Annotated in this window: 22 protein-coding genes and 2 pseudogenes; 13 read left to right on the top strand and 11 right to left on the bottom strand. The window is 70.9% G+C overall.

Annotation, left to right across the window (positions count from 1 at the left end):
• The 3 genes and pseudogenes from ACFYOY_RS39305 to ACFYOY_RS39295 all read right to left on the bottom strand — a co-directional run.
• Positions 1-83: pseudogene (locus tag ACFYOY_RS39305) on the bottom strand (electron transfer flavoprotein subunit beta); the annotation flags it as partial.
• Between the two features lie 239 nt (positions 84-322).
• A complete protein-coding gene (locus tag ACFYOY_RS39300) occupies positions 323-829 on the bottom strand; it encodes a flavin reductase family protein (RefSeq protein WP_351903983.1) in 507 nt (168 codons plus the stop codon).
• A gap of 194 nt (positions 830-1,023) precedes the next feature.
• Positions 1,024-1,383: a thioredoxin family protein gene (locus ACFYOY_RS39295; RefSeq protein WP_351904102.1), complete on the bottom strand. Its 360-nt coding sequence runs from the start codon at positions 1,381-1,383 to the stop codon at positions 1,024-1,026.
• A gap of 183 nt (positions 1,384-1,566) precedes the next feature.
• Here ACFYOY_RS39295 and ACFYOY_RS39290 point away from each other — a divergent pair, with 183 nt between their 5' ends.
• Positions 1,567-2,298, top strand: a complete 732-nt coding sequence (locus tag ACFYOY_RS39290) for a lysophospholipid acyltransferase family protein (protein ID WP_351903985.1) — start codon at positions 1,567-1,569, stop codon at positions 2,296-2,298.
• Positions 2,299-2,596: 298 nt separating this feature from the next.
• Here the strand turns inward: ACFYOY_RS39290 and ACFYOY_RS39285 are convergent, their stop codons facing one another.
• Genes ACFYOY_RS39285 through ACFYOY_RS39275 form a run of 3 tightly spaced genes read right to left on the bottom strand, consistent with a single transcriptional unit; the run spans position 2,597 to position 5,888 of the window.
• Positions 2,597-3,658, bottom strand: a complete 1,062-nt coding sequence (locus ACFYOY_RS39285) for a low specificity L-threonine aldolase (protein ID WP_351904105.1) — start codon at positions 3,656-3,658, stop codon at positions 2,597-2,599.
• Complete coding sequence (locus tag ACFYOY_RS39280; protein ID WP_351903988.1) at positions 3,655-4,437, bottom strand: SDR family NAD(P)-dependent oxidoreductase; 783 nt, start codon at positions 4,435-4,437, stop codon at positions 3,655-3,657. The genes ACFYOY_RS39285 and ACFYOY_RS39280 overlap by 4 nt, the downstream gene beginning before the upstream one ends.
• Before the next feature lie 53 nt (positions 4,438-4,490).
• Complete coding sequence (locus ACFYOY_RS39275) at positions 4,491-5,888, bottom strand: DUF6421 family protein (protein WP_351903991.1); 1,398 nt, start codon at positions 5,886-5,888, stop codon at positions 4,491-4,493.
• Between the two features lie 309 nt (positions 5,889-6,197).
• Between ACFYOY_RS39275 and ACFYOY_RS39270 the strand changes: the two genes are divergently transcribed.
• Complete coding sequence (locus ACFYOY_RS39270) at positions 6,198-6,881, top strand: glycerophosphodiester phosphodiesterase family protein (RefSeq protein WP_351903994.1); 684 nt, start codon at positions 6,198-6,200, stop codon at positions 6,879-6,881.
• Between the two features lie 42 nt (positions 6,882-6,923).
• On the opposite strand, the gene ACFYOY_RS39265 is transcribed toward ACFYOY_RS39270, so the two are convergent.
• Positions 6,924-7,481: a GNAT family N-acetyltransferase gene (locus ACFYOY_RS39265; protein WP_351903997.1), complete on the bottom strand. Its 558-nt coding sequence runs from the start codon at positions 7,479-7,481 to the stop codon at positions 6,924-6,926.
• A 103-nt stretch (positions 7,482-7,584) separates the two neighbouring features.
• Here ACFYOY_RS39265 and ACFYOY_RS39260 point away from each other — a divergent pair, with 103 nt between their 5' ends.
• On the top strand, positions 7,585-7,971 hold the full coding sequence (locus tag ACFYOY_RS39260; protein ID WP_351904000.1) for a VOC family protein: 387 nt from the start codon (positions 7,585-7,587) through the stop codon (positions 7,969-7,971).
• A gap of 145 nt (positions 7,972-8,116) precedes the next feature.
• On the opposite strand, the gene ACFYOY_RS39255 is transcribed toward ACFYOY_RS39260, so the two are convergent.
• The gene (locus tag ACFYOY_RS39255; RefSeq protein ID WP_351904003.1) at positions 8,117-8,536 is read right to left on the bottom strand and encodes a PPOX class F420-dependent oxidoreductase; all 420 of its coding nucleotides are present in this window, start codon (positions 8,534-8,536) and stop codon (positions 8,117-8,119) included.
• 215 nt (positions 8,537-8,751) lie between these two features.
• Here ACFYOY_RS39255 and ACFYOY_RS39250 point away from each other — a divergent pair, with 215 nt between their 5' ends.
• The 9 genes and pseudogenes from ACFYOY_RS39250 to ACFYOY_RS39210 form a co-directional block, all read left to right on the top strand.
• Positions 8,752-9,390: a DUF5134 domain-containing protein gene (locus ACFYOY_RS39250; RefSeq protein ID WP_388592426.1), complete on the top strand. Its 639-nt coding sequence runs from the start codon at positions 8,752-8,754 to the stop codon at positions 9,388-9,390.
• Positions 9,391-9,499: 109 nt separating this feature from the next.
• Positions 9,500-10,435, top strand: a complete 936-nt coding sequence (locus tag ACFYOY_RS39245; protein ID WP_351904009.1) for a M56 family metallopeptidase — start codon at positions 9,500-9,502, stop codon at positions 10,433-10,435.
• Between the two features lie 166 nt (positions 10,436-10,601).
• The gene (locus tag ACFYOY_RS39240; protein ID WP_388592423.1) at positions 10,602-11,291 is read left to right on the top strand and encodes a phosphatase PAP2 family protein; all 690 of its coding nucleotides are present in this window, start codon (positions 10,602-10,604) and stop codon (positions 11,289-11,291) included.
• The gene (locus ACFYOY_RS39235) at positions 11,288-12,256 is read left to right on the top strand and encodes a pirin family protein (protein WP_351904015.1); all 969 of its coding nucleotides are present in this window, start codon (positions 11,288-11,290) and stop codon (positions 12,254-12,256) included. Before ACFYOY_RS39240 ends, ACFYOY_RS39235 begins: the two co-directional genes overlap by 4 nt.
• Before the next feature lie 344 nt (positions 12,257-12,600).
• Complete coding sequence (locus ACFYOY_RS39230; protein ID WP_351904018.1) at positions 12,601-13,887, top strand: cation:proton antiporter; 1,287 nt, start codon at positions 12,601-12,603, stop codon at positions 13,885-13,887.
• Positions 13,874-14,344, top strand: coding sequence for a CBS domain-containing protein (locus ACFYOY_RS39225; protein ID WP_351904021.1), 471 nt, complete (start codon positions 13,874-13,876; stop codon positions 14,342-14,344). Before ACFYOY_RS39230 ends, ACFYOY_RS39225 begins: the two co-directional genes overlap by 14 nt.
• Positions 14,337-15,635 (top strand): ArsB/NhaD family transporter, encoded by a 1,299-nt coding sequence (locus ACFYOY_RS39220; RefSeq protein WP_351904024.1) that lies wholly within the window; start codon positions 14,337-14,339, stop codon positions 15,633-15,635. The genes ACFYOY_RS39225 and ACFYOY_RS39220 overlap by 8 nt, the downstream gene beginning before the upstream one ends.
• Before the next feature lie 36 nt (positions 15,636-15,671).
• Positions 15,672-15,881: a hypothetical protein gene (locus ACFYOY_RS39215; protein ID WP_388592419.1), complete on the top strand. Its 210-nt coding sequence runs from the start codon at positions 15,672-15,674 to the stop codon at positions 15,879-15,881.
• A 188-nt stretch (positions 15,882-16,069) separates the two neighbouring features.
• A pseudogene (locus ACFYOY_RS39210) lies at positions 16,070-16,518 on the top strand (hypothetical protein); the annotation flags it as partial.
• 265 nt (positions 16,519-16,783) lie between these two features.
• On the opposite strand, the gene ACFYOY_RS39205 reads toward ACFYOY_RS39210, so the two are convergent.
• The 3 genes from ACFYOY_RS39205 to ACFYOY_RS39195 all read right to left on the bottom strand — a co-directional run bounded on the left by ACFYOY_RS39205 (position 16,784) and on the right by ACFYOY_RS39195 (position 20,725).
• The gene (locus ACFYOY_RS39205; protein WP_351904027.1) at positions 16,784-18,061 is read right to left on the bottom strand and encodes a beta-propeller fold lactonase family protein; all 1,278 of its coding nucleotides are present in this window, start codon (positions 18,059-18,061) and stop codon (positions 16,784-16,786) included.
• Positions 18,062-18,539: 478 nt separating this feature from the next.
• Positions 18,540-19,994 (bottom strand): HAMP domain-containing sensor histidine kinase, encoded by a 1,455-nt coding sequence (locus ACFYOY_RS39200; protein ID WP_351904030.1) that lies wholly within the window; start codon positions 19,992-19,994, stop codon positions 18,540-18,542.
• Positions 19,991-20,725 carry a response regulator transcription factor gene (locus tag ACFYOY_RS39195; protein WP_351904033.1) on the bottom strand — a complete coding sequence of 245 codons (735 nt, stop codon included), beginning with the start codon at positions 20,723-20,725 and terminating at the stop codon, positions 19,991-19,993. Before ACFYOY_RS39195 ends, ACFYOY_RS39200 begins: the two co-directional genes overlap by 4 nt.
• A 148-nt stretch (positions 20,726-20,873) precedes the next feature.
• Here ACFYOY_RS39195 and ACFYOY_RS39190 point away from each other — a divergent pair, with 148 nt between their 5' ends.
• Positions 20,874-22,238, top strand: a complete 1,365-nt coding sequence (locus tag ACFYOY_RS39190; protein ID WP_351904036.1) for a ferredoxin reductase family protein — start codon at positions 20,874-20,876, stop codon at positions 22,236-22,238.
• Positions 22,239-22,265: the final 27 nt, after the last annotated feature.

Here is a 22,265-nt window from a genome sequence, read left to right as displayed (position 1 = left end):
TCGACGGTCAGGTCTTCGGCGAAGTGCCGGTCGCCGGTGGCGTCGGGCACGTACTTCACACAGACAACGATCCTCAAGCTCACGCCGGCTCTCCTACTGCATCGTCTCTACCGAGCTGCCTTCTTGCTGGCAGCATAGGCGCCTTCGGGGGCGGGACCCGGGCGGTACCGCGGGCGGTTTCCTGCCGGGGCGGCCCATGCACCGCAGCAAAATATTACTCGTCAGTACACCCAGCTCATTCCCCGGGCGCAAGCCACGTGAACTGTGACCTTGCCAACGCGGCGATCAGCGCGAGGAGCGCACGCCGGTGGGAGGGCGCGGCTCAGTCGCGCAGCGCGTTGAAGCCCCCCTGGTGGTACAGCAGCGGACGGCCCGCCCCAGCCGCGGTGCCCGTGGTCACCTCGCCGATCACCACCCGGTGGTCCCCGGCGGGTATACGGGCCACCACCCGGCACACCAGCCACGCCAGCACCCCGTCCAGCACCGGTACGCCCTCCGGTCCCGAGCGCCAGTCGGTGGCCGGTCCGAAGCGGTCGGCACCGCTGCGCGCGAAAGTCGCGGCCAGCTCCCGCTGGTGCTCGCCCAGGATGTGGACACCGACGTGCTCGGCCTCGGAGAGTACCGGCCAGCTCGAGGAGCCGCTGCCCACGCCGAAGGAGAGCAGCGGCGGCTCGGCGGCGACGGAGGCGAGGGAGGTGGCGGTGAAGCCGACGGGGCGGGTGCCCCGGGCGGTGATCACGGCGACGCCGGAGGCGTGCCGGCGGAAGACGGAGCGGAAGAGGTCGGACGTCGCGAGCGAGGACGTACCGAGGTCGTGCGTTGCCGTCATGGAGTTGTCCTTCTGCCGGAGGTACGGGCGGGGGGCGGTGTTTGTCGTCGTTCGCTCACCCGCCCGGACACCGTGCGCCGGCGGTCCGCACCGGGTCCTCGTGCACACGTCCGCAGAGAAGGAGTCCAGGCCGCATGATGTTCAGCCTGGCCACGTCGGGTGCGGACCGTCAAGTGGGTCCGGGGCGCGGTGGCTCACACGGCATCACCCAGAGCGGCGATGACATCGGCCCGGCGCGGCTGCCCGGAGGCCCGCCGCACGATTCGCCCGGCCGCGTCGAGCACCAGCACGGTGGGGGTACGGGCGATGCCCAGGGCCCTGACGAGCTCCAGCCGCGACTCGGCGTCGATCTCGAGGTGCGCCACCCCGTCCACCATCGCGGCCACCTCGGACAGTGTCCGCCGGGTGGCCCGGCAGGGCTGGCAGAAGGCGCTGGAGAACTGGAGCAGCGTCGCCCGCTCCCCCAGGTCCGCGCCCAGCTCGGCGGCGCCCAGCCGCCGGCCTCCATCGCCGTCTCGCACCTGTCTCCTCCCGATCGGACCTCCCTCGTGCAGCGTTGCGCGCGGCCCGGAGATTCCCCGGAGGCCCCCTGACGTGATGAGGATCTCTTGGCCGGGCGGCGCCGTCCGGTAGCACATCGAGACGACATCGGGCACCATCTGGCAGAAGCCGGAAACCTACGGCCGCGTAACTTCCGCCGGGAGAACCCTCCCAGGGCATACGACGAAGGGTCCTCAATGGCAGAGCTCGTCTACCCGCCGGTGATCGGCATGGCCCGCACCATGTTCAAGGCGCTCGATCTGCGCTTCGACATCAAGGGCACTGAGAATATCCCGCAGGCGGGCGGCGCGGTTCTGGTGAGCAACCACATCGGCTATCTCGACTTTGTCTTCTGCGGGCTGACCGCCCGTCCGTCTAAGCGGCTGGTGCGGTTCATGGCGAAGGAGTCGGTCTTCCGGCACAAGGTCTCCGGGCCGCTGATGCGCGCGATGAAGCACATTCCGGTGGACCGCGCGGCGGGCATGGACGCGTACAAGCACGCCCTGCGGGCGCTGCGCTCCGGCGAGATCATCGGGGTCTTCCCGGAGGCGACGATCTCGCGGTCGTTCGCCCTCAAGAACTTCAAGTCGGGCGCGGCCCGGCTGGCGCAGGAGGCGGGCGTCCCGCTGCTGCCGATGGCGCTGTGGGGCACGCAGCGACTGTGGACCAAGGGCCAGAAGCGGGCGCTGGGCCGCCATCACTTCCCGATCACGATGCGGATCGGCGAGCCGATGGAGGCCGACCCGACCGAACCCTCGGACACCCTGACGGAGCGGCTGCGCGGCCGGGTGCAGGAGCTGCTGGAGGCGGCGCAGCGGGCGTATCCGGTGCGACCCAAGGGCCCGGACGACACCTGGTGGGTCCCGGCCCATCTGGGCGGCACCGCTCCCACTCCGGCCGAGGCGCTGGCCCTGGACCGGGGCCGGTAACGAAATCTGCGCGGGCGGCCCCGGCGGCCCGCGCGTACCGCACCCACGGAGGGCCTAGGTGTGCTGTCCGGTGGATCTTCGCGCCTGTGACATCAGCGGCTGCCGCCGCGGGGCCCGCGGCGTCTGGTGCAGGGGGCACCTCCCAGCGGTAGCTGGGGGAGCATCGCAAGGCGGAGGGTCGTCCTCGTACCGGGTCGTACTCGGACGATCCCGACAACGCGGCCGGGGGCACCTCCCAGCGGCAGCTGGGGGCGCCGTGCCAGGCGTCGCGGGCCCGCGAAGATCCGCCGGACAGGGCCTAGCGGCCCATCTCCTCCTTGACGGCGGTGATGAAGCCGTCCACGTCCTCCTCCGTGGTGTCGAAGGAGCACATCCAGCGCACATCGCCCGCGGCCTCGTCCCAGAAGTAGAAGCGGTAGCGCTTCTGGAGGCGCTCGCTCACCTCGTGCGGGAGGCGGGCGAAGACCGCGTTGGCCTGGACCGGGTGGAGGATCTTCACTCCGTCCACCGAGCGCACGCCGTCGGCCAGCCGCTGGGCCATGGTGTTGGCGTGGCGGGCGTTGCGCAGCCACAGATCGCGGGCGAGCAGGGCCTCCAGCTGGACGGAGATGAACCGCATCTTGGACGCGAGCTGCATGGACAGCTTGCGCAGATGCTTCATGGCGCCCACCGCGCCCGGGTCGAGGACGACGACGGCCTCGCCGAAGAGCATCCCGTTCTTGGTGCCGCCGAAGGACAGGATGTCGACGCCCGCTGCGTTGGTGAACGAACGCATCGGCACGTCCAGGGACGCGGCCGCGTTGGCTATCCGGGCGCCGTCGAGGTGGACCTTCATCCCGCGCTCGTGGGCGTGATCACAGATGGCGCGGATCTCGTCCACCGTGTAGACGGTGCCGAGCTCGGTGTTCTGGGCGATCGAGACGACCTGTGGCATCGCCCGGTGCTCGTCCTCCCAGCCCCATGCCTGGCGGTCGATGAGCTCGGGGGTGAGCTTGCCGTCCTCGGTGGGGACGGTGAGCAGCTTCAGCCCTCCGACGCGCTCGGGCGCCCCGCACTCGTCGACGTTGATATGTGCGGTCTCGGCACAGATGACCGCGCCCCATCGGTCGGTGAGTGCCTGCAGGGCGACGACATTGGCACCGGTGCCGTTGAAGACCGGGAACGCCTGTGCGTGCGGGCCGAAGTGGCTGCGCATGACGAACTGCAGATGCGCGGTGTAGTCGTCCTCGCCGTAGGAGACCTGATGGCCTCCGTTGGCGAGAGCGAGCGCGGCGAGGATCTCCGGGTGGGCGCCGGCGTAGTTGTCGCTGGCGAAGCCGCTCACTTCGGGGTCGTGGTGGCGACGGGCGTCGGTCCTCACGGCTTGGGGGTCAGCCACAGGCGGGTTCCGTTCACTTCCTGGGCGGGCTGGTCCCAGAGTCCGGTGATGGCCTCGGCCAGCTCCTTGACGTCCGTGAAGCCCGCGAACTTCGCGTTGGGGCGCTCCGCCCGCATGGCGTCGTGCACCAGCGCCTTGACCACCAGGATGGCAGCGGCCGCCGACGGGGCGCCCTCGCCCCCCAGTTTGCGGAAGGAGTCGGCGAGCGCGAGCGTCCATGCCTCGGCGGCGGCCTTGGCGGCGGCGTACGCGGCGTTGCCCGCGGTGGGCCGGGCCGCGCCCCCCGCGCTGATCAGCACAAAGCGGCCCTTGCCGCTGCGCAGCAGGGCGTCGTGGAAGGCCAGGGAGGTGTGCTGGACGGTCCGGATCAGCAGATTGTGCAGGGTGTCCCAGTCGGCGAGCGGGGCGTCGGCGAAGGTCTTGCTGCCGCGCCAGCCGCCGACCAGGTGGATCAGCCCGTCGACCCGGCCGAACTCCTTCTCGGTGCGGTCGGCCCAGGCGCGGGCGGCGTCGAGGTCGAGCAGGTCGACCGTCTCGCCGGTGACGCTGGCGCCGCCGTGGGCGTAGCGCGCCGCGTCCACGGCCTCGGCCAGCCGCGCCGGGTCGGAGTCGGAGGCGACGACGGTGGCACCGGCCTCGGCGAGGCGGAGCAGTGTGGCCCGCCCCGCGGGGCCGGCCGCGCCGGCCACCGCCACCACCGCGCCGTCCAGCGGCCGCTCGCCCGGTTCGTTCGGGCTGGGGCTCGACGTCGGTGTGGTCATGCTCGCTGCCTCCTCGTCCTTCCCCGCACGGCGGCCGTCCGCCGTCGCGGGGCTCATGCCGCCGCCGGTAGGTCGCTGCCGGCCGTGATCCCCTTGGTGGAGGCGACCACGTCACGCAGCTTCTTCGCAAGCGCCTCGTAGAACATGCTCAGCGGAAACTCGTCGGGGAGCACGTCATCGACGAGCTTGCGCGGCGGCTGGGTCAAGTCCAGGGCTTCCGGGCCCTTGGCCCAGACCGAGCCGGGGTGAGGTGCGAGATACGTCGACACCAGCTCGTACGCCTTGAACCAGTGGACCAGTTTGGGGCGGTCGATGCCGTCGCGGTAGAGCTTCTCGATCTCGCCGCACAGCTGGTTGGTGACCTGCGAGGCGCGGGACCAGTCAATATGCAGGGTGTTGTCCGTCCAGCGTACGACGTCGTGCTGGTGGAGGTAGGCGAAGAGCAACTGGCCGCCGAGCCCGTCGTAGTTGCGGACCCGCGCGCCGGTGACGGGGAACCGGAACATCCGGTCGAAGATCACGGCGTACTGGACGTCACGGCCCTGGGCGACGCCCTCGGCCTCCAGCTTCACGGCCTCCTTGAAGGCCGTGAGGTCGCAGCGCAGCTCCTCCAGTCCGTACATCCAGAACGGCTGCCGCTGCTTGATCATGAAGGGATCGAACGGCAGGTCGCCATGGCTGTGGGTACGGTCGTGGACCATGTCCCACAGGGCGAACGCCTCCTGGCAGCGGCGCTGGTCGGCGAGCATGTCCCGGATGTCCTCGGGGAGTTCGAGCCCCAGAGTCCGAACCGCGGCATCGCTGACCCGGCGGAAGCGGGCCGCCTCGCGGTCGCAGAAGATGCCGCCCCAGGTGAACCGCTCGGGGGCCTCACGGACGGCGATGGTCTCCGGGAAGAGCACCGCGGAGTTGGTGTCGTAGCCGGAGGTGAAGTCCTCGAAGGCCAGGCCGCAGTAGAGCGGGTTGTCATAGCGGGTGCGCTCCAGTTCGGCCAGCCAGTCCGGCCAGACCATGCGCAGCACCACGGCTTCCAGGTTGCGGTCCGGGTTGCCGTTCTGCGTGTACATGGGGAAGACCACGAGGTGCTGGAGGCCGTCGGCGCGCGTGCGGGCGGGCTGGAAGGCGAGCAGCGAGTCGAGGAAGTCGGGGACGCCGAAGCCGTCCTCGGCCCAGCGGCGCAGATCCGCGACGACCGCCCGGTGGTAGTCGGCGTCGTGCGGCAGCAGCGGGGCGAGCCCCTCGATGGCCTCGATCACCCGGGCGATGGTCGCCGCGGCGGTCTCGCGGGTGGGTGCGCCCTCGGCGTCGAAGTCGATGGAGCCGTCCTTCGACTGCCATGGGCGAAACGTTTCGACGGCGTCCTTGAGGGTCGGCCAGGCCGGATGTTCGACCACACGCTCTGCAGGCAGAACGACACCTTCAGCTATCGGGGACGAAAGAATTTCCGTCATGACCACTCCTTCACCGGAGAAACTTGCGTACGACCACCGTATCCATCGGACACCCCCTCGCTCAAGCGACGGTACGGGAAATCATCCTGCGCCACACCCGCACCACCGCAGTTTTTCCTGCCCCCATCGGCTCGGCTCATGCCACGGCCCCGCTTGAGCAGTCCTGTCATGAGCGGCCGGTAGGGTGTGCGCCGGTCCGGCGGCCCGCCCGCCGAGAGCCGACGAATCTGCCTCCCCACTGCCTCCCCCCGACCCGACGAAGACGACCCGACGAAGGCCGTCAAGGGCCGTCAGAAGAGCGAGACAGCGTTGACTTTTCTCACCATCGGACACCGCGGAGTGATGGGCGTCGAGCCGGAGAACACCCTCCGATCCTTTGTCCGCGCCGAGCACGAGGGCATGGACGTCATCGAACTGGACCTGCACCTCAGCAAGGACGGCGCGCTCGTGGTGATGCACGACGCGGACGTCGACCGCACCACCGACGGCAAGGGCTCGATCAGCGACTTCACCCTCGCGGAGCTGCGTGAGCTGGACGCCGGGGAGGGTGAGCGGATCCCGGTCTTCGAGGAGGTCGTGGACGCCGTGAAGGCGCCCCTCCAGGCCGAGATCAAGGACACGGCGGCCGCCCGGGCGCTGGCGGAGGTGCTGACCGGCCGCGATCTGCTGGACCGGGTGGACGTCCTGTCCTTCCACGACGAGGCACTCGCCGAGATCCGCAGCCTGCTCCCGACCGCCCGCACCGCCCTCGTGGCCAGCCGCTTCGGCCTCGATGTGATCGACCGGGCACACGCCGTGGACGCCGGGATGCTGGTGCTGAACATCCGCAGGGTGACCCTGGAGCTGGTGGAGCGCGCGCACGCCGCCGGCCTCAGGGTCATCGGCTGGACCGTGAACACCCCCGACCATCTGAAGCTGGTCCGCGGCCTCCGCCTGGACGGGGCCACCACCGACTTCCCGGAGATCCGGCGGGCGGCGCGCTTCACGGCGTGACGCCCTCGCGGGCCGCCTTCACCCGTACGACGTAAGCGGCGCTCAGTCGAGGGGCTTGACCAGCAGCTCGAACTCGAGGTCGGCGCGGCGCGGCACGCCGACCCGCTCATCGCCGTACGGGAACGGGGTCCGTTCGCCGGTACGGGCGTAGCCGCGCCGCTCGTACCAGGCGATCAGCTCCTCACGGGCGGTGATCACCGTCATATGCATCTCCGTCGCACCCCACTCCGCCCGCGCGAACCGCTCGGCCTCGGCGAGGATCGCCTTGCCCAGGCCCCCGCCCTGCAGCGCTGGCCGGACCGCGAACATGCCGAAGTAGGCGTGGTCCCCGCGGTGCTCGAGCTGGCAGCAGGCGATCAGCTCACCGTCCCGCTCGACGATCACCATGCGGCTGTTCTCGTCCCGCACCACGGCCGCGACGCCCTCCGGGTCAGTGCGCCGCCCGGCCAGGAGATCCGCCTCCGTGGTCCATCCGGCGCGGCTGGCGTCCCCGCGGTAGGCCGACTCGATCAGCGGCACCAGCGCGTCCACATCGGCCTCGGTGGCCGGGCGGAAGGCGAGCGGGGCGGTGGCTCGTACGGTGGCGTCCGCGGTGTCCATGGCGTCGGAAGGGTCCCTTCGGGGGCGGGGTGGGGGCGGTCGGTGGTGGTGGCAAAGTGACCTTAACCTGCCCCAAGCAGGTCGGGTTGCGTAAGGTCGCGGCATGGTTCACGTACTGAGCAGTCGCATTCTGCTGCGGCCGACGGACCCCGAGCGTTCCCGGGCGTTCTACGGCGAGGCCCTGGGTCTCGCGATCTTCCGGGAGTTCGGGACGGGCCCCGAGCGCGGCACGGTCTACTTCCTCGGCGGGGGCTTCCTGGAGGTCTCCGGCCGCTCCGACACCCCGCCCGCCCCGGGCCTCCAGCTGTGGCTCCAGGTCGCGGACGCGGCGGCGGCGCACAAGGAGCTCACCGCGCAGGGGGTCGAGGTGCTGCGCCCGCCGAAGAAGGAGCCGTGGGGGCTGGTGGAGATGTGGATCGCGGATCCGGACGGCGTGCGTATCGCGGTCGTGGAGGTCCCCGAGGACCATCCGATGCGCTACCGGCCCTGACTCCTTCCTCAAAGCCTTACGCACACATCGCCCGACAGCGGCCGGGCGCCCTGTCGCCGCTCGGCCGCCCTGGCGCCGTCCGCCCGCCCGCCCCGGCTCGCGGGGGCCGGGGGTGGTGGGGCGGACGGCGGGCGGTTCCGGGGGATCAGCCGGGCTGGCTGCTCTCCTTGTGCTCGCCCCAGCCGTGCCAGCGGTCGATCTCGATCCAGGCGCTGACCCGGCCGCGGTCCCGCTGCGGGTAGTCCTTCCCGAGGTACTGCCGGGACAGCCGGTCGATTCCGGACAGGTCCTCGTCGTCCTGGAGCTCCACGACCCGGCCGATGAGGCTGATGTGGTTGTACCAGTTCGCCTCGTCGATCACGGTGAGCGAGACCCTGGGGTCGTTGCGGATATGGCTGAGCCGCTTGCGGCCCTCGTCCAGGTTGACCAGGACCCGGCCGTCGTCCCAGAGGTACCAGGTGGCCGTGGAGACCGGCTGGCCGTCGGACCGGATCGTCGCGATCACGGCCGGGTTGGGCTTCTTGAGCATGGCGACCGCGGCCTCGGGAAGCGGTGGATTCGACACGGGCTCTCCTCTTCGTAGAACGGCTGTTCACGTCCCCTGGTGCGGCGGGGGCCTGCTTGATCCACGGGCCGCACCTCTCACGGTGCCATACCGCGCCTCGCGCCCCCTGCCACTCCGCGCGCCTCGCGCTCCCCAACTGCGTCCATGCGCTCCCGTGTGTGGCGCCGCGGCAGGGGATGTCTCCTGGTATTACGTCCCCCTTCGGGAGGTGTGCCGTGCACGGAGCTCCGCTCGTCGGCTGGCTGCTGGTCGCGCTGTGCGCGGCCACGGGTGCCTACTGTCTGCTTCAGATGCGCGGTGAGCCGCCCGGGCCGGGGCGGCGGGTAGCGGGCGCCGAGGCACTGATGGGGTGGGGGATGGCGGCGATGGCGGTGCCCTCCACCGTGCTGGACCCGCGGCCATGGGGTCCGCCCGCGTTCGCGGCGGTCTTCGCCGTGGCCGCCGTAAGAGCTCTGCTGCCGGTGGTGCGCGGCGCGGGCTTTCCGGGGCACCGTCTGCATCACGCCATCGGGTCGCTCGCGATGGTCTATATGGCGCTCGCGATGATGACGGGCACCACGAGCGGCCACCACCACACCGGCCAGCTGGCACCGGGCCGGATGGCGGGCGGGGTGCCGCTGCTGACCGGGGTGCTGCTCGTGTACTTCGCGGTCTACGTCGTACGGTCCGGGCTGCGACTCGTACCGATGACGGACGGCGCACTGGACGGCGCGGGGGGCGGGGCCGTGGACGATGCGGGGGCCGACGCGGGGGCGGGCTCGTCCGGTATCGGCTGGTCACGGCGGCCCGAGCTGCGGCATGCCTGCAGGCTGTCGATGGGGATAGGGATGTTCGCAATGCTGCTGACCGTGTGAACGGGCGGCGGGCCGGGCCATAGCCCCACCCGTAGTCGCACCGTGGTATGCGTCACTTCCCCGTCGTGACCGTACCCGGCCGGAGCTTCGCGATCATAGGGTGACCGCCATGTTGGTCCCGTTCGCGCTGATGGGCCTCGGCGCACTGGCGGCGGCAATGGCGCCGCGCCTGCTGTCCCGCTCCGACTGGATCGACCGCGAACCTGTGCTCGCCCTATGGGTGTGGCAGTGCGTGGTCGTCGGGGTGCTGTTGTGCTGCGCGCTGACCATGGCGCTCACCGCCGCGGCCGCATGGGAGGCCGTGCGCGGCAATGTCTTCGCCCCCGCGCCCAAGGGCGTGGTGGAGGCGTACGCGCTCTCCGGCTACGGGCCGCTGGCCGCGCCCATCGCCCTCGTGCTCGCCCTCGGGGCCGTCTGGAGCGCGGTGATGCTCACCCGCGAGATCGGCCGCGCCCGCGCCTGGCGCAGACAGCACCGCGCGGAACTCCTCGTCCGCTCCCCCGTCTTGCCCGGTGAGGAGCCCAGCGGGGAGCGCCTGGTCGTCCTCGAGGGCGACAAGCCGGACGCCTGGTTGCTGCCGGGCACCACGCCCCAGCTCGTCATCACCACGGCGGCGCTGCGCCGCCTCAAGGGCCGTCGGCTGGACGCCGTCATCGCGCATGAGCAGGGCCACGCTCGCGCCCGCCACCACTGGCTGCTGCACTGCTCGGGCGCGCTGGCCACCGGCTTTCCGCGGGTGACCATGTTCGCGGCGTTCCGCGACGAGGTGCACCGGCTGGTCGAGCTGGCCGCCGACGACTCCGCGTCCCGGCGCTTCGGGCGGACGACCACCGCGCTCGCGCTGGTCGAACTCAACGAGGACCGCGGGGTGTTCGGCCCCGGCCCCAGCGCGCTCGCCCAGGTCCCGAAGCGGGTGGACCGGCTGCTGGCCCCGGCCTCCCGCCTCTCGGTGGGGCGCCGCTGGCGCCTCACGGCCACCGCGGCGCTCGTCCCGGCCGTCCCGCTCATGGTCACCCTCGTCCCGGCGCTGCGGGTGCTGGGGTAGCCGTTCGCGGCGCAAGGCTCCTGGCCCCGGCCGTGCCACGGGCCTCCTGACTCCCGGCCGCCACAGGCGCCTCCTGACCCCGAGTCCGTCACAACAGCCTCCTGACTCCAGAGCCACCACAGGGGCCTCCTGGCTCCGAGACCCGCCCGTCGGCGATCATCGACCCATGCAGTCGGCAACCCTCCACCGCCGGGCCGCCCGCACCGCGGCCGTGTTCACCGCGCTCTTCCTGGTGCTGCTCGCCCTGGTGGCCGCCCATTGGGGGCCCCTGGGGAGCGTCGACCGGGAGATCGTCGTCGCCCTGCACCGCTCCGCCGTGGAGCACCACGGCTGGACCCGGACCAACAGAGTGCTCTCGGACTGGATCTGGGACCCCTGGGCGATGCGTGCGCTGCTGGCGGTGGCCGTGGGGTGGCTGCTGTGGCGCCGGGAGCGGCGACTCGCCCTCTGGGTCGCCGTCACGGCGGCGGTGGGCACGGCGCTGCAACAGGCGGTGAAGGCCGCCGTCGACCGGGAGCGCCCCCGGTGGCCGGATCCCGTGGACTCGGCGCACTACGCGGCCTTCCCCTCCGGCCACGCCCTGACCGCGATCGTCACCTTCGGGCTGCTGCTGTGGCTGATGACACTGCACGGGGCACCGGCGAAGTGGCTGCGGCTCGTGGCCACCGTGGCCGCCGTGTCCGTGCTGGGCGTCGGCTTCACCCGCCTGTATCTGGGCGTCCACTGGCCCAGCGACGTGCTGGGCGGCTGGCTGCTGGGTGCGGCGCTGGCGTACGGGGCGATCGCCTCGTACGGCTACGCCCAGAGCCGTACGGGTGAGCGCGAGTCGTCCTCTGATGGGAGAGTGCGGTCATGAGCAATCTCGACATGAGGCCCGCGGCGACCGTATGCGGCGGCCGCGATGACGTCACCGCCCAGCCGGTTCGCGAACTGCTGGCCGCCAAACAGGTCCCGCTGGGCGAATCCACGATGGTGCGTCGGCTGCTGCCCAACCTCGGGCGGCGCATGGTCGGCGCATGGTGCTTCATCGACCACTACGGCCCGGACGACATCGCCCAGGAACCGGGCATGCAGGTCCCTCCGCATCCGCACATGGGGCTGCAGACGGTCAGCTGGCTGCACGACGGCGAGGTGCTGCACCGCGACAGCGTCGGCAGTCTGCAGACGGTGCGTCCCGGCGAGTTGGGGCTGATGACCTCGGGCCGGGCCATCGCGCACTCCGAGGAGTCCCCGCGCGAGCACGCCCGCCTGCTGCACGGGGCCCAGCTGTGGGTCGCGCTGCCCGACGGCGACCGCCATATCGCCCCCATGTGGGAGCACCACGCCGAGCTGCCCCGGGTGACCGGCGGCGGAGGGCTGCGGGCGACGGTCGTCCTCGGTGAACTGGACGGCGCGGCCTCGCCCGGCACCACGTTCACCCCGCTGATGGGCGCGGACATCGCCCTCGCGGCCGGCACCGACACCCGGCTGCCGGTGCGTCCCGACTTCGAGTACGCGGCGCTCACCATGTCCGGCGAGGCCGAGGTCGACGGAGTCCGCCTCGCCCCCGGATCCCTCCTCTACCTCGGCTGCGGGCGCACCGAACTGCCGCTGCGCGCGGATGTGGACAGCGCGTTCATGCTGCTGGGCGGGGAGCCCTTCGAGGAGAAGATCGTGATGTGGTGGAACTTCATCGGGCGGTCCCACGACGATATCGCACAGGCCCGCGCGGACTGGGAGGCGGGCACTCGCTTCGGTGAGGTGCACGGCTTCGACGGCGCCCCACTGCACGCTCCCGAACTCCCTCCGCTGCCCCTCAAACCCCGCGGCCGTACCCGCTGACCTGGGATATCCCCGGAGGCGAGCCATCGTTGATCGCTTGATCGTTACGGTCGAAGTGCAGTGACCGGCCGCACAAAGCCAAGCCCGCGGCCAGATCCCTCCTTTCGGCGCCACACCCGCTACGCGGTGTGAAGGCCGCAGAATCAGGATTCTCCGCCCGATCGGGTTGATGCCGGTGTGAAGTTGCCCCGGGGCAACTGGCCCTGTCCGGGGCGCGAGGTCGGGCAGCGGGGTTCAATACGGCATAGGCAGCGCGTAAGGATCATGTAAGGTGCCTTGCGGTGTGCCGGGAAGCCTGGTCGGCGGTAGGGGATTGCTCTCTTTACCGATCGGGGACGGTACTCATGGTGCTCATCGCGGTGTTCGGCGTGGCGCTCCTCATCGCGGTCCTGGTCTCGGGCCTGGCGGCCCGCTCCGTGCTCTCCACCTCGCTGCTCTTTCTCGTCGCGGGCGCGCTCGTCGGCGATGGGGCCTTCGGGCTGATCCACGTCACCGCGGACAGCCCGATCGTGGCGGTCACGGCGGATCTCGCGCTGTTCGCGGTGCTGTTCACCGACGGCATGCATGTCTCGTTCCCCGCCTTGCGCGGTGCCTGGCGTAATCCCGCACGGGCGCTGGGACTTGGCATGCCGCTGGCGTTCGTGGGGATGGCGCTGATCACCCACTTCCTGGTGGGGCTGGACTGGACGACGTCGTTCCTGGTCGGCGCGGTGCTGGCGCCGACCGATCCGGTCTTCGCGTCGGCGATCGTGGGCCGTAAGGAGGTTCCGGCGCGGCTGCGGCAGCTCTTGAACGTGGAGAGCGGGATCAACGACGGGCTGGCGCTGCCGGTCGTCCTGGTGCTGATCGCGGCAGCCGGTCCGGCCTCGGGGGAGGCGGAGACGTCGTTGTCGAAGATCGCCCTCGAACTGCTCGGCGGTCTGGCCCTGGGCATCGTGCTGCCGCTGATGGTCCATGCGCTCGTGCGATTCCCAGTGCTCGGTGCCGAGCCCAAGCTCCAGCCGCTGCTGCCGCTGGCGACCGGTGTGATCCTTTACTCCACCTGCCATCTGACCCATGCCAACCCCTATCTGGCCGCCTTCTCGGCCGGAGCGGTGCTCGCCTCCGTCTCGCCGGACTCCGGCCGTGCGTTCGAGCCGCTGGGTGAGGCGGTGGCGGAGCTGAGCAAGTTCGCGGCGCTGCTGGTGTTCGGCGCGCTGCTGACGCCGCGGCTGTTCGGGGAGCTGTCGGCCGGGGGCTATGCGGCCGTGGTGCTTGCCATCCTCCTGGTCCGGCCCGCTTCGTTGCTGATCTCGCTGGTCGGCACCCGCTTCGCGCCGCGGGAGAAGCTGGCGGCGGCCTGGTTCGGCCCCAAGGGCTTCGCCTCCGTTGTCTATGGCCTGCTGGTACTGCAGTCCGGCGTCCCACAGGGCCAGGAGGCGTACACCCTGATCGCGGTGTGCATCGCGTTCTCCATCGCCGCTCACAGCAGTACGGACGTGCCCGTAGCCCGCCTCTTCGACGTCGAGGACCTCGTCGGCATCCCGGACGACGATGACGATGACGGTCACGATGAGGGCAGGGAGAGACAGGCCTCCGGAGTGGCCCGGACGGCGCCCCGAGCGAAGGAGGACGGCGATGCGCGCACGTGATCTCGCGGTGGAGTACGAGTCGGTCCGCGTCGATGATGACGCGCTGGAGGCGGCCCGCCTCATGGCCGAGCGTCAGTTGCCGGGGCTGCTGGTCCTGGACCGTGACGGGGAGCCGAAGGCGATCCTGCCCGCCTCCCAGGTGATCAAGGCACTCGTCCCGGCCTATGTGATCGAGGACCCCGCGCTGGCGGCGGTCATCGACGAGAAACACGCCGACCGGCTGTGCGAGGCACTGCGTGGCCGCCGGGTCGGCGACCTGCTGTCCGACAAGGCGGCCCGGCCGCCGATCGCCGCCCCCGACGACACGGCGTTGGAGGTGGCCGCGCTGATGGCCCAGGCGCGCAGCCCACTGGTGGCGGTGGCGAGGCGGGACAAGGCGGGCCTGTATCTGCTCGGGGTGATCACCGCCTCGCAGCTCCTCCATCGACTCCTCGGACATGCGGAGCCCCATGAGTGACTGGCACAGCTGGGCGGCGATCGCCGTTTTCGCCGTCGCCTACGTGGCGATCATCAGTGAACGTGTCCACCGGACGGCCGCCGCCCTGGGAGGGGCGGCGGTCATGCTCACCATCGGTGCCACCGACGACAAGGCGGCCTTCTTCGACGAGCGTTCCGGGATCGACTGGAACGTCGTCTTCCTGCTGCTGGGGATGATGGCGATCGTCGGGGTCCTGCGGCAGACGGGCCTGTTCGAGTATCTGGCGATCTGGGCGGTCAAACGCGCCCGCGGCAAGCCCTTCCGCGTGATGACCATGCTGATAGTCATCACCGCGTCCGCCTCCGCACTGCTGGACAACGTCACCACGGTCCTGCTGGTCGCCCCGGTCACCTTGCTGGTGTGTGAACGCCTCGCGCTGCCCGCGGCGCCGTTCCTGATCGCGGAGGTGATGGCGTCCAACGTCGGTGGCACCGCGACGCTCGTCGGTGACCCGCCGAACATCATCATCGCCAGCCGGGGCGGGCTGACCTTCAACGACTTCCTGGTCCACCTCGCCCCGATCGCCGTGGTCCTGACCGCCGTTCTGGTGCTGCTGTGCCGGGTGATGTTCCGCAAGGCGCTGGTGTACGACGAGGACCGGGCGGCGGAGGTGATGGCGCTGGCGGAGCGGGAGGCCATCAGGGACCACCGGCTGCTGTACCAGGGGCTGGGCGTCCTGGTCCTGGTCGTCTTCGGATTCGTGGCGCACCCGGTGTTGCACTACGCGCCGAGCGTGGTGGCCCTGCTCGGGGCCGGGCTGCTCATCGCCATTTCGAAGGTGGAGACGGGCGAGGCGCTGAAGGAGGTGGAGTGGCCGACGCTGGCGTTCTTCGCCGGGCTGTTCATCATGGTCGGGTCGCTCATCGAGACCGGTGTCATCGGGGAGGTCTCCCGCGCGCTGGCGGACGCCACCGGCGGCAGCGAACTCGGCGCGGTGATGCTGCTGCTGTTCGGCTCGGCGGTGCTGTCGGGGGTCGTCGACAACATTCCGTACGTCGCGACCATGGCCCCCATCACCGCCGACCTGGCCCACGGCTTCGGCGGCGACGGTGTCCATGTGCTGTGGTGGGCACTGGCGCTCGGCGCCGACCTGGGCGGTAACGCCACGGCCATCGGCGCCTCCGCCAACGTCGTCGTCCTGGGCATCGCCGAACGCAACCGCCAGCCCATCTCCTTCTGGCAGTTCACCCGGTACGGCCTGATCGTCACCGCCGTCACGGTGGTGCTGTCCGCCGGATACCTGTGGCTGCGGTACTTCGCCCTGAGGTGACCGCCGATACCCATTGACCGAACGGGGGCTTCGAGTGTGGGCCGCGTCGGCACCGCCGCCACACCGTTCACCGGCATCGGTTCGACCATCGCCATCGAGGTGCGGACACACGACACCAATCCGGTCCAGGGCAGCCGTGCCCTCCTCGCCGGCTACGACACCGAGGACCTCTGCTTCTGGGGTCCCCTTTCGGGCCGTCTTCCCGGGGTGCTGGACTTCCTCTGGAACACTCCGGGCAGCCGTTGATCACGTCGTGTCCGGGATGTGACCCGCGCTTCCGCTCCTATTGCTCAGGGTCAAGAGACCTGTTCTGGCCCGTGCCGCGCTCTGGTGGCGGCGGCGCATGCTCCACGCGGCACCCTCGGGAGTGTTCATTGGCGCAGGAGGACGATCCGAAGGACTCCCTGCTCCTGTCTGTTCTGCCCTTCGCGGTGATGGCGGTCGTGGCCGTGCTGGACCTCACCTCGGGACCCGGGGTGGGACTTCCGCCTCTCGTGTCGCTGGGACCGGCCTTCGCGGGGCTCACCGGAGGGTGGCGGCGCACGGCCGCCATCGGTGCCGTCGCCATCTTCCTGTGCATGGGGCTCAGCGCGTTCGACGGTCTGTTCGGCACGCGCCGTGGTTTCACCGCGCTGCTCTCGGTGGCGGCCTCACGGCCGCCGGTCTCGCGGCAGCGGTCTTGCGGCAGCGGCGGGAGGCGGAGCTGGCCAGCGTCCGGTCGATCGCGGAGGTGGCGCAGCGGGTGCTGCTGCGGCCGGTGCCGCGGGGTGCGGGGCGGTTGCGGGTGGCGGTCTCGTACACCTCGGCCGTGGCCGAGGCCCGCATCGGCGGGGACTTGTACGAGGTGGTGACCTCGCCGAAGGGGGTGCGGGTGACGCCAGGGACCGGGCGGAGACGGCGACAAGCAGTCGGGACGCGGTCAGCAAAGCGGTGACCATCGCCTCGGCATCGGACTCGGAGGCCGGAGAAGGGCGACGCGGCATACGCCCTTTCTACCGTCCCCGCCCCCAATCCACTCACCCACCCGGTCCCGGTCCGCCCCGGCTCGAGGCCCGCCGGGACCGGCGAGACGGGGAGAGTCAAGCTCCTTCCGGGGCGTATCCTCGGACAACTCCCGGAAGGAGCAGGCCGGTTCTCCGCCGGAGGAGTCAGGCTCCGGTGAAGGTCAGGGACGCGGTCGAGGACGAGGGGCCGAAGCCGGGTGCCCCGGCGAAAGCCGCGGTGTACGTCGTGGCCGTGATGACCGTGGGCGGGACGACCACATTGGTGAGACTGGCGACACCGCTGCCGTTGGTGACCGCCGACCCCAGTGGCACCGGGCCGACCACGGTGTTGGCCGTGAAGGTCACGGTCTGGCCGGACACCGGGTTGTTGCTGACCGTCTCCTTGAGGGTGGCGCTCAGCAGCGGGATGAAGAACTGGCCGGTGGTGGTGTTGAGATTGATGACGGCCGGAGAGGCGGTGAGTGTGGTCGCGAGCGTCACCGACGGGGTGAGCACGCTCACCGTGTCATTGTTGTTGTTGGTCACCCACACCTGGCTGGGCGAGGCGTTGACCGCCACGCCCAGGGGGTTGGCCCCCACGGTGAGCGTACTGGTGACTGTGTTGGTGGCGGCGTTGATGACGCTCACGGTGTTGGCGCCGTTGTTGGCGACATACACCAGTGAGCTGTCCGGGGAGACCGCCAGGCCCTGCGGTGCGTTCCCGACGGGTATGGTGGCGACGATCGCGTTCGTCACAGCGTCGATCTTGGTTACGGTGTTGGCGAAGGTGCTGGACACCCACACGAACGAACCGTTCGGTGAAATCGCCACCCCCGACGGGGCACCGCCCACGGGGATGGTGCCCACGACGCTGTTGGCACTGATGCTGACCTTGTTGACAGTGTTGCTGAAGGTGTTGGCCACCCACACGAACAGGTTGTCGGGGGTCACCGCGACACCCGACGGGCTGCTCCCGACCGAGAGGTTGTTGACGACCGAGTTCGAGGCGACGCTGATCTTGCGCAGCTGGTTGCCGAAAAGGTTGGAGACGTAGACGAACTGGCTGTCGGGAGTGGGCGCCACCCCGAACGGGAAGGCGGTGGTTCCCACGGAGATGGTGGCGACGACGGCGTCCGTAGCCGTATTGATCTTCTGTACGAACCCACCGCCGGGGATCGCCACATAGGCGAACGCCCCGTTGGGCAGAACCGTTACCCCCCGGGGAGACCCGCCCGCGAGGATTCCGGTGACGGCGCTCTGGACGAAGGTGGTCGTGTCGTACACGAACACGCTGCTCGTCGCGGGGTCGTTGTTCCCCGCGTTGGTGACATACGCCTTGGTGCCGGCCGGATTGATGGCCACGCTCGTCGGCTGGATACCAGCGGGCAGGGTCGGGTCCGCCAGCGTTGCCGACTCGCCCTGGGAAGGGGACTGGGTAGTCACGATGTACCCCATTCGTCGAGAAATGCGGATCTCGATGGGGCGGCACGTGAGACGGCACAGGACACCCATCCGAGAGCGCTGCCGACCGTCGCGGTCGGTGGCGAACTCCCCCGAAAGGGATGGGCCGCCGATCCGGGTTCATCAACCCCAGTAACGCAAAGCCGTAAGGCGCTAACAAGAGATGAAGAGAAAGCCACCCGTATGGCCTAGCGTCCATGCCAGGACCCTCTTGGCGATCTTGTGTGGCGTTTTGGTGGCCTTGAGGTCTGGGGGTGTGGGTGTGGAGTTGTTACGACCGAGGAGTCAGCGGTTTCCCGTGAGGAGGGTGCGTACAGCGTGGGCGGCGTGTCCGAAAGGGACGTCGACGATGCCGGTGCGGGGCCGGTTGATGCGCTGATTGAGGGTGAGGAGTTCGCGCACCTGTGTCGCCGCGATGGTTGTCCAGGGGCCGGGCTGTTGAAATCCGCCCGTCTCCCGTTCAGCCCGGATCGAGCGCCGCGGTACGGCGGGGAAGCCGGGCCCGGAAGACGGTGGTGCCCGGCCGGCTGGTCAGCGTGATCGTGCCGCCGTGGGCCGCGACCACGGCCCGGACGATGGCCAGCCCCAGCCCGGTGCCGCCCGCCGCCCGGGACCGGCCGGGATCCGCGCGCGCGAACCGTTCGAACACCTCGTCCTGGAGCGCGTCCGGGACGCCCGGTCCGTCGTCGGACACCGTCAGCTCGGCCCAGTCGGCACCGGCCGTCGCGAGCCGTACGGTGACCCGGGTGCCGGGCGGGGTGTGGGTACGGGCGTTGGCCAGCAGGTTGCCCACCACCTGCTGGAGCCGGTGCTCGTCGCCGAGCACCGTCACCGGCTCCTCGGCCAGCTCCAGCCTCCAGCGGTGGCCGGGCCCCGCGGCCCGTGCGTCGCCCGTCGCGTCCAGCACCAGCCGGGTCAGATCGACCGATCGACGGGCCAGCGGCCGTCCCGCGTCGAGCCGGGCGAGCAGCAGCAGATCGTCCACCAGCGTGGACATCCGCTGCGACTCGGCCTGGATCCGCTCCAGCGCGTGCCGCACCTCATCCGGCACCGGATCCGGATGGCGCAGCGCCAGCTCGGCGTGTCCACGGACGGAGGCCACCGGCGTCCGCAGCTCATGGCTGGCGTCGGCGGCGAAGTGCCGCAGCCGCTCCTCGCTCGCCTGACGGCGGGCCAGCGCGTCCCCGACATGGCCGAGCATCCGGTTGAGCGCGGTGCCCACCTGGCCCACCTCGGTGTGCGGATCGGTGTCCGGCACCGGCGGCGGCATGGCCACCTCACCGCTGGCCAGCGGCAGCTCCGCCACCCCGGCGGCGGTCATGGTCACCTGCCGCAGCGGGCGCAGCGACAGCCGCACCCACAGTGCCCCGGCCACCCCGGTGACCAGCAGCGCGCTGCCGAACACCACAGTCTCCACGATCTCCAGCCGGTGCACGGTCTCCTCCACCGGACGCAGCGGCAGCCCGGTGACCAGAACATCCCCGTCGTCCCCGTGGACCGCAACCACTCGGTAGCCGCTGAGCGCGGACAGACGCACGCTGTGGCCGTCGCCGTCCACCGGCACTGCCGCCAGGACCCGCCGGTCAGCGCCGGTCAGGGGTACGGCGGCGTCCGTCTGGTCGCGTACCACCGCGGCATCCGTCGTCGTACCGCGCAGCAGCCGGGCGCCGAAGGTGCGGTCCGACTGTCCACGGGTGTCGGGCGCGTTGTCTGCGTCCGGGCGCCGCTCACCGTGCTCCAGGCTGGCCGGGAACCGGCCGCCGGCCGCCGTGAGCTGCTGGTCCAGCCGGCGCACCAGAAACCCCTCCAGCGCGAACACCGTGGTCAGCCCCACCGCCAGACTCGCCACCGCCAGCAGCACCACCAGCCCGGCGGTCAGCCGGGCACGCAGCGTACGGGGCAGCCACCGCCTCATGAAACCTCCGCCTTGAGCACATAGCCGACCCCGCGCACTGTGTGGATCAGCGGTGCCCTCCCGGCGTCGATCTTCTTGCGCAGATAGCTGATGTACAGCTCGACCACATGGGCCTGGCCGCCGAAGTCGTAGCTCCACACCCGGTCCAGGATCTGCGCCTTGGACAGCACCCGTCGGGGGTTGCGCATCAGGAACCGCAGCAGTTCGAACTCGGTGCGGGACAGCTCCACGGCCACACCTCCACGGGTCACCTCGCGCGCCTGCTCGTCCATCACCAGATCCGCGACCACCAGCCGGTCGTCGCCCGGCTCCCGCGTCATCCCGGCCCGGCGCAGCAGCCCGCGCAGCCGGGCCAGCACCTCCTCCAGGCTGAACGGCTTGGTCACATAGTCGTCGCCGCCCGCCGTGATCCCCGCGATCCGGTCCTCCACCGCGTCCCGCGCGGTCAGGAACAGCACACACACGTCCGGCAGCTCCGCCCGCACCGTGCGCAGCACCGCGAGCCCGTCGGTGTCCGGCAGCATCCAGTCGAGCACCACCGCGTCCGGGCGGAACGCCCGCGCGGCGTCCAGCGCGGCCCCGCCGTCGGCGGCGGTACGGACGTCCCAGCCCTCGTAGCGCAGCGCCCCCGACAGCACCTCGGTCAGATCGGGCTCGTCGTCGACGACGAGGACGCGGACCCGGGCGCCGTCGGGCCGCAGCAAAGAACGGTTGGCGGAGTGCGTATCCATGATGCGTCCAGCATCCCTCGTGGTGCGCGGTGCCGAGGCCCGCCCCTCCCTCTGAGTTTCCTCTGAATCCGAAGCGTCCGCCCGGGTTCAGAGGGTCCTCAGAGCTTCGCCGGAGACGCTGACCGGGCACACCGCCGAGAGGACCCCCATGACCAGCACGACGCCACCGGCTCCGGCCATGACCCGCCCGTCCCGGTCGGCACCACGCCCGCCCAGCCCCGTCCCGGCGCTCGCACACCTGATGATCTGGGGCGGGGCCGCGACCGTACTGGCGCTGTGGTGGAGCGACACTCCCTCGGTCGTCGGTGCCGCCGGCTGGCTGACCGGTGCGGGGCGGATCACCGGGCTGCTCGCCGGTTACGCCTGCGCGATCCTCCTGCTGCTGATGGCGCGCGTACCACTGCTGGACCGCGCCATCGGCACCGACCGGCTGGCCCGCTGGCACGCTCTGGGGGGCCGCTACACGATCTCGCTGACCTGCGCCCACGTCCTGCTGATCATTTGGGGGTACTCATCGGAATCGCACACCGGCGTGGTGGACCAGACCACCACCCTGGTCCTCCACTACCCGGACCTGCTCAAGGGGACGATCGGCTTTCTGCTGTTTCTCCTCACCGCGATCGTGTCCGCGCGCGCCGTGCGCCGTCGCGTCTCCTACGAGACCTGGCACCTTCTGCACTTCGCGACCTATCTCGCGGTCTTCCTGGCCTTCGGGCACCAGCTCTCCGACGGGGCCGACTTCACCGGAAACCGACCCGCCCAGCTGGCCTGGAAAACCCTCTACATCGGCGCGGCGGCGCTGCTGGCCTGGTACCGGTTCGCCGTTCCGGTGCGCCGGGCGCTGCGCCACCGGCTGTATGTCACCGAGGTCCGGCCCGAGGCTCCGGGTGTCATATCGGTCTACCTCTCCGGCGACCGGCTGGACGAGCTGGGGGCCGAGCCCGGCCAGTTCTTCCGCTGGCGGTTCCTCACCCGCGGCCTGTGGTGGGCCGCCAATCCCTACTCCCTGTCGGCCGCTCCGCACCCCGCGTATCTGCGGATCACGGTCAAGGCGTCCGGCGGCCACAGCGCGGCGCTCGCCCACCTCCAACCCGGCACCCGGGTGCTCGCCGAGGGTCCGTACGGGGCCTTCACCGCACGCCGTCGCCGCACCCGCAAGACCCTCCTGCTGGGTGGTGGCGTCGGGATCACCCCGCTGCGGACCCTCTTCGAGACACTGCCCGGCGAGGTGATCCTCGTCTACCGGGCCCGGCGCCCCGAGGACCTGGCCCTGCGCACGGAGCTCGACGCGCTGGCCGCCGCGCGCGGGACGGTCGTTCATTACGTCGTGGACGAGCCCGCCACGTACTCCTCACCGCTGACCCCGGAGGCGCTGCGCGGACTGGTACCCGACCTCACCGAACGCGACGTCTACCTGTGCGGCCCGCCCGGCATGACGGAGGCCGCCCGACGCGTCCTGCGCGACGCCGGGGTGCCGCGCCGCCGCGTCCACCACGAGTCGTTCGCGCTCTGACTCGATCCGGCCGCACCCAAAGGAGAC

Origin of the sequence: Streptomyces sp. NPDC007875 (assembly GCF_042868035.1) — a bacterium.
GTDB classification, from domain to species: Bacteria; Actinomycetota; Actinomycetes; order Streptomycetales; family Streptomycetaceae; genus Streptomyces; species Streptomyces antimycoticus.
The sequence above is the reverse complement of the archived record's forward strand: the minus strand, read 5'-3'. Positions and strand labels throughout refer to the sequence as shown.

Excerpts from the sequence above, each read along its gene's own strand:
- ACFYOY_RS39300 (WP_351903983.1), bottom strand. The coding sequence starts at position 829 with ATGACGGCAACGCACGACCTCGGTACGTCCTCGCTCGCGACGTCCGAC.
- ACFYOY_RS39290 (WP_351903985.1), top strand. The coding sequence starts at position 1,567 with ATGGCAGAGCTCGTCTACCCGCCGGTGATCGGCATGGCCCGCACCATG.
- ACFYOY_RS39280 (WP_351903988.1), bottom strand. The coding sequence starts at position 4,437 with ATGACCACACCGACGTCGAGCCCCAGCCCGAACGAACCGGGCGAGCGG.
- ACFYOY_RS39275 (WP_351903991.1), bottom strand. The coding sequence starts at position 5,888 with ATGACGGAAATTCTTTCGTCCCCGATAGCTGAAGGTGTCGTTCTGCCT.
- ACFYOY_RS39265 (WP_351903997.1), bottom strand. The coding sequence starts at position 7,481 with ATGGACACCGCGGACGCCACCGTACGAGCCACCGCCCCGCTCGCCTTC.
- ACFYOY_RS39260 (WP_351904000.1), top strand. The coding sequence starts at position 7,585 with ATGGTTCACGTACTGAGCAGTCGCATTCTGCTGCGGCCGACGGACCCC.
- ACFYOY_RS39245 (WP_351904009.1), top strand. The coding sequence starts at position 9,500 with ATGTTGGTCCCGTTCGCGCTGATGGGCCTCGGCGCACTGGCGGCGGCA.
- ACFYOY_RS39240 (WP_388592423.1), top strand. The coding sequence starts at position 10,602 with ATGCAGTCGGCAACCCTCCACCGCCGGGCCGCCCGCACCGCGGCCGTG.
- ACFYOY_RS39235 (WP_351904015.1), top strand. The coding sequence starts at position 11,288 with ATGAGCAATCTCGACATGAGGCCCGCGGCGACCGTATGCGGCGGCCGC.
- ACFYOY_RS39230 (WP_351904018.1), top strand. The coding sequence starts at position 12,601 with ATGGTGCTCATCGCGGTGTTCGGCGTGGCGCTCCTCATCGCGGTCCTG.
- ACFYOY_RS39225 (WP_351904021.1), top strand. The coding sequence starts at position 13,874 with ATGCGCGCACGTGATCTCGCGGTGGAGTACGAGTCGGTCCGCGTCGAT.
- ACFYOY_RS39220 (WP_351904024.1), top strand. The coding sequence starts at position 14,337 with ATGAGTGACTGGCACAGCTGGGCGGCGATCGCCGTTTTCGCCGTCGCC.
- ACFYOY_RS39200 (WP_351904030.1), bottom strand. The coding sequence starts at position 19,994 with ATGAGGCGGTGGCTGCCCCGTACGCTGCGTGCCCGGCTGACCGCCGGG.
- ACFYOY_RS39195 (WP_351904033.1), bottom strand. The coding sequence starts at position 20,725 with ATGGATACGCACTCCGCCAACCGTTCTTTGCTGCGGCCCGACGGCGCC.
- ACFYOY_RS39190 (WP_351904036.1), top strand. The coding sequence starts at position 20,874 with ATGACCAGCACGACGCCACCGGCTCCGGCCATGACCCGCCCGTCCCGG.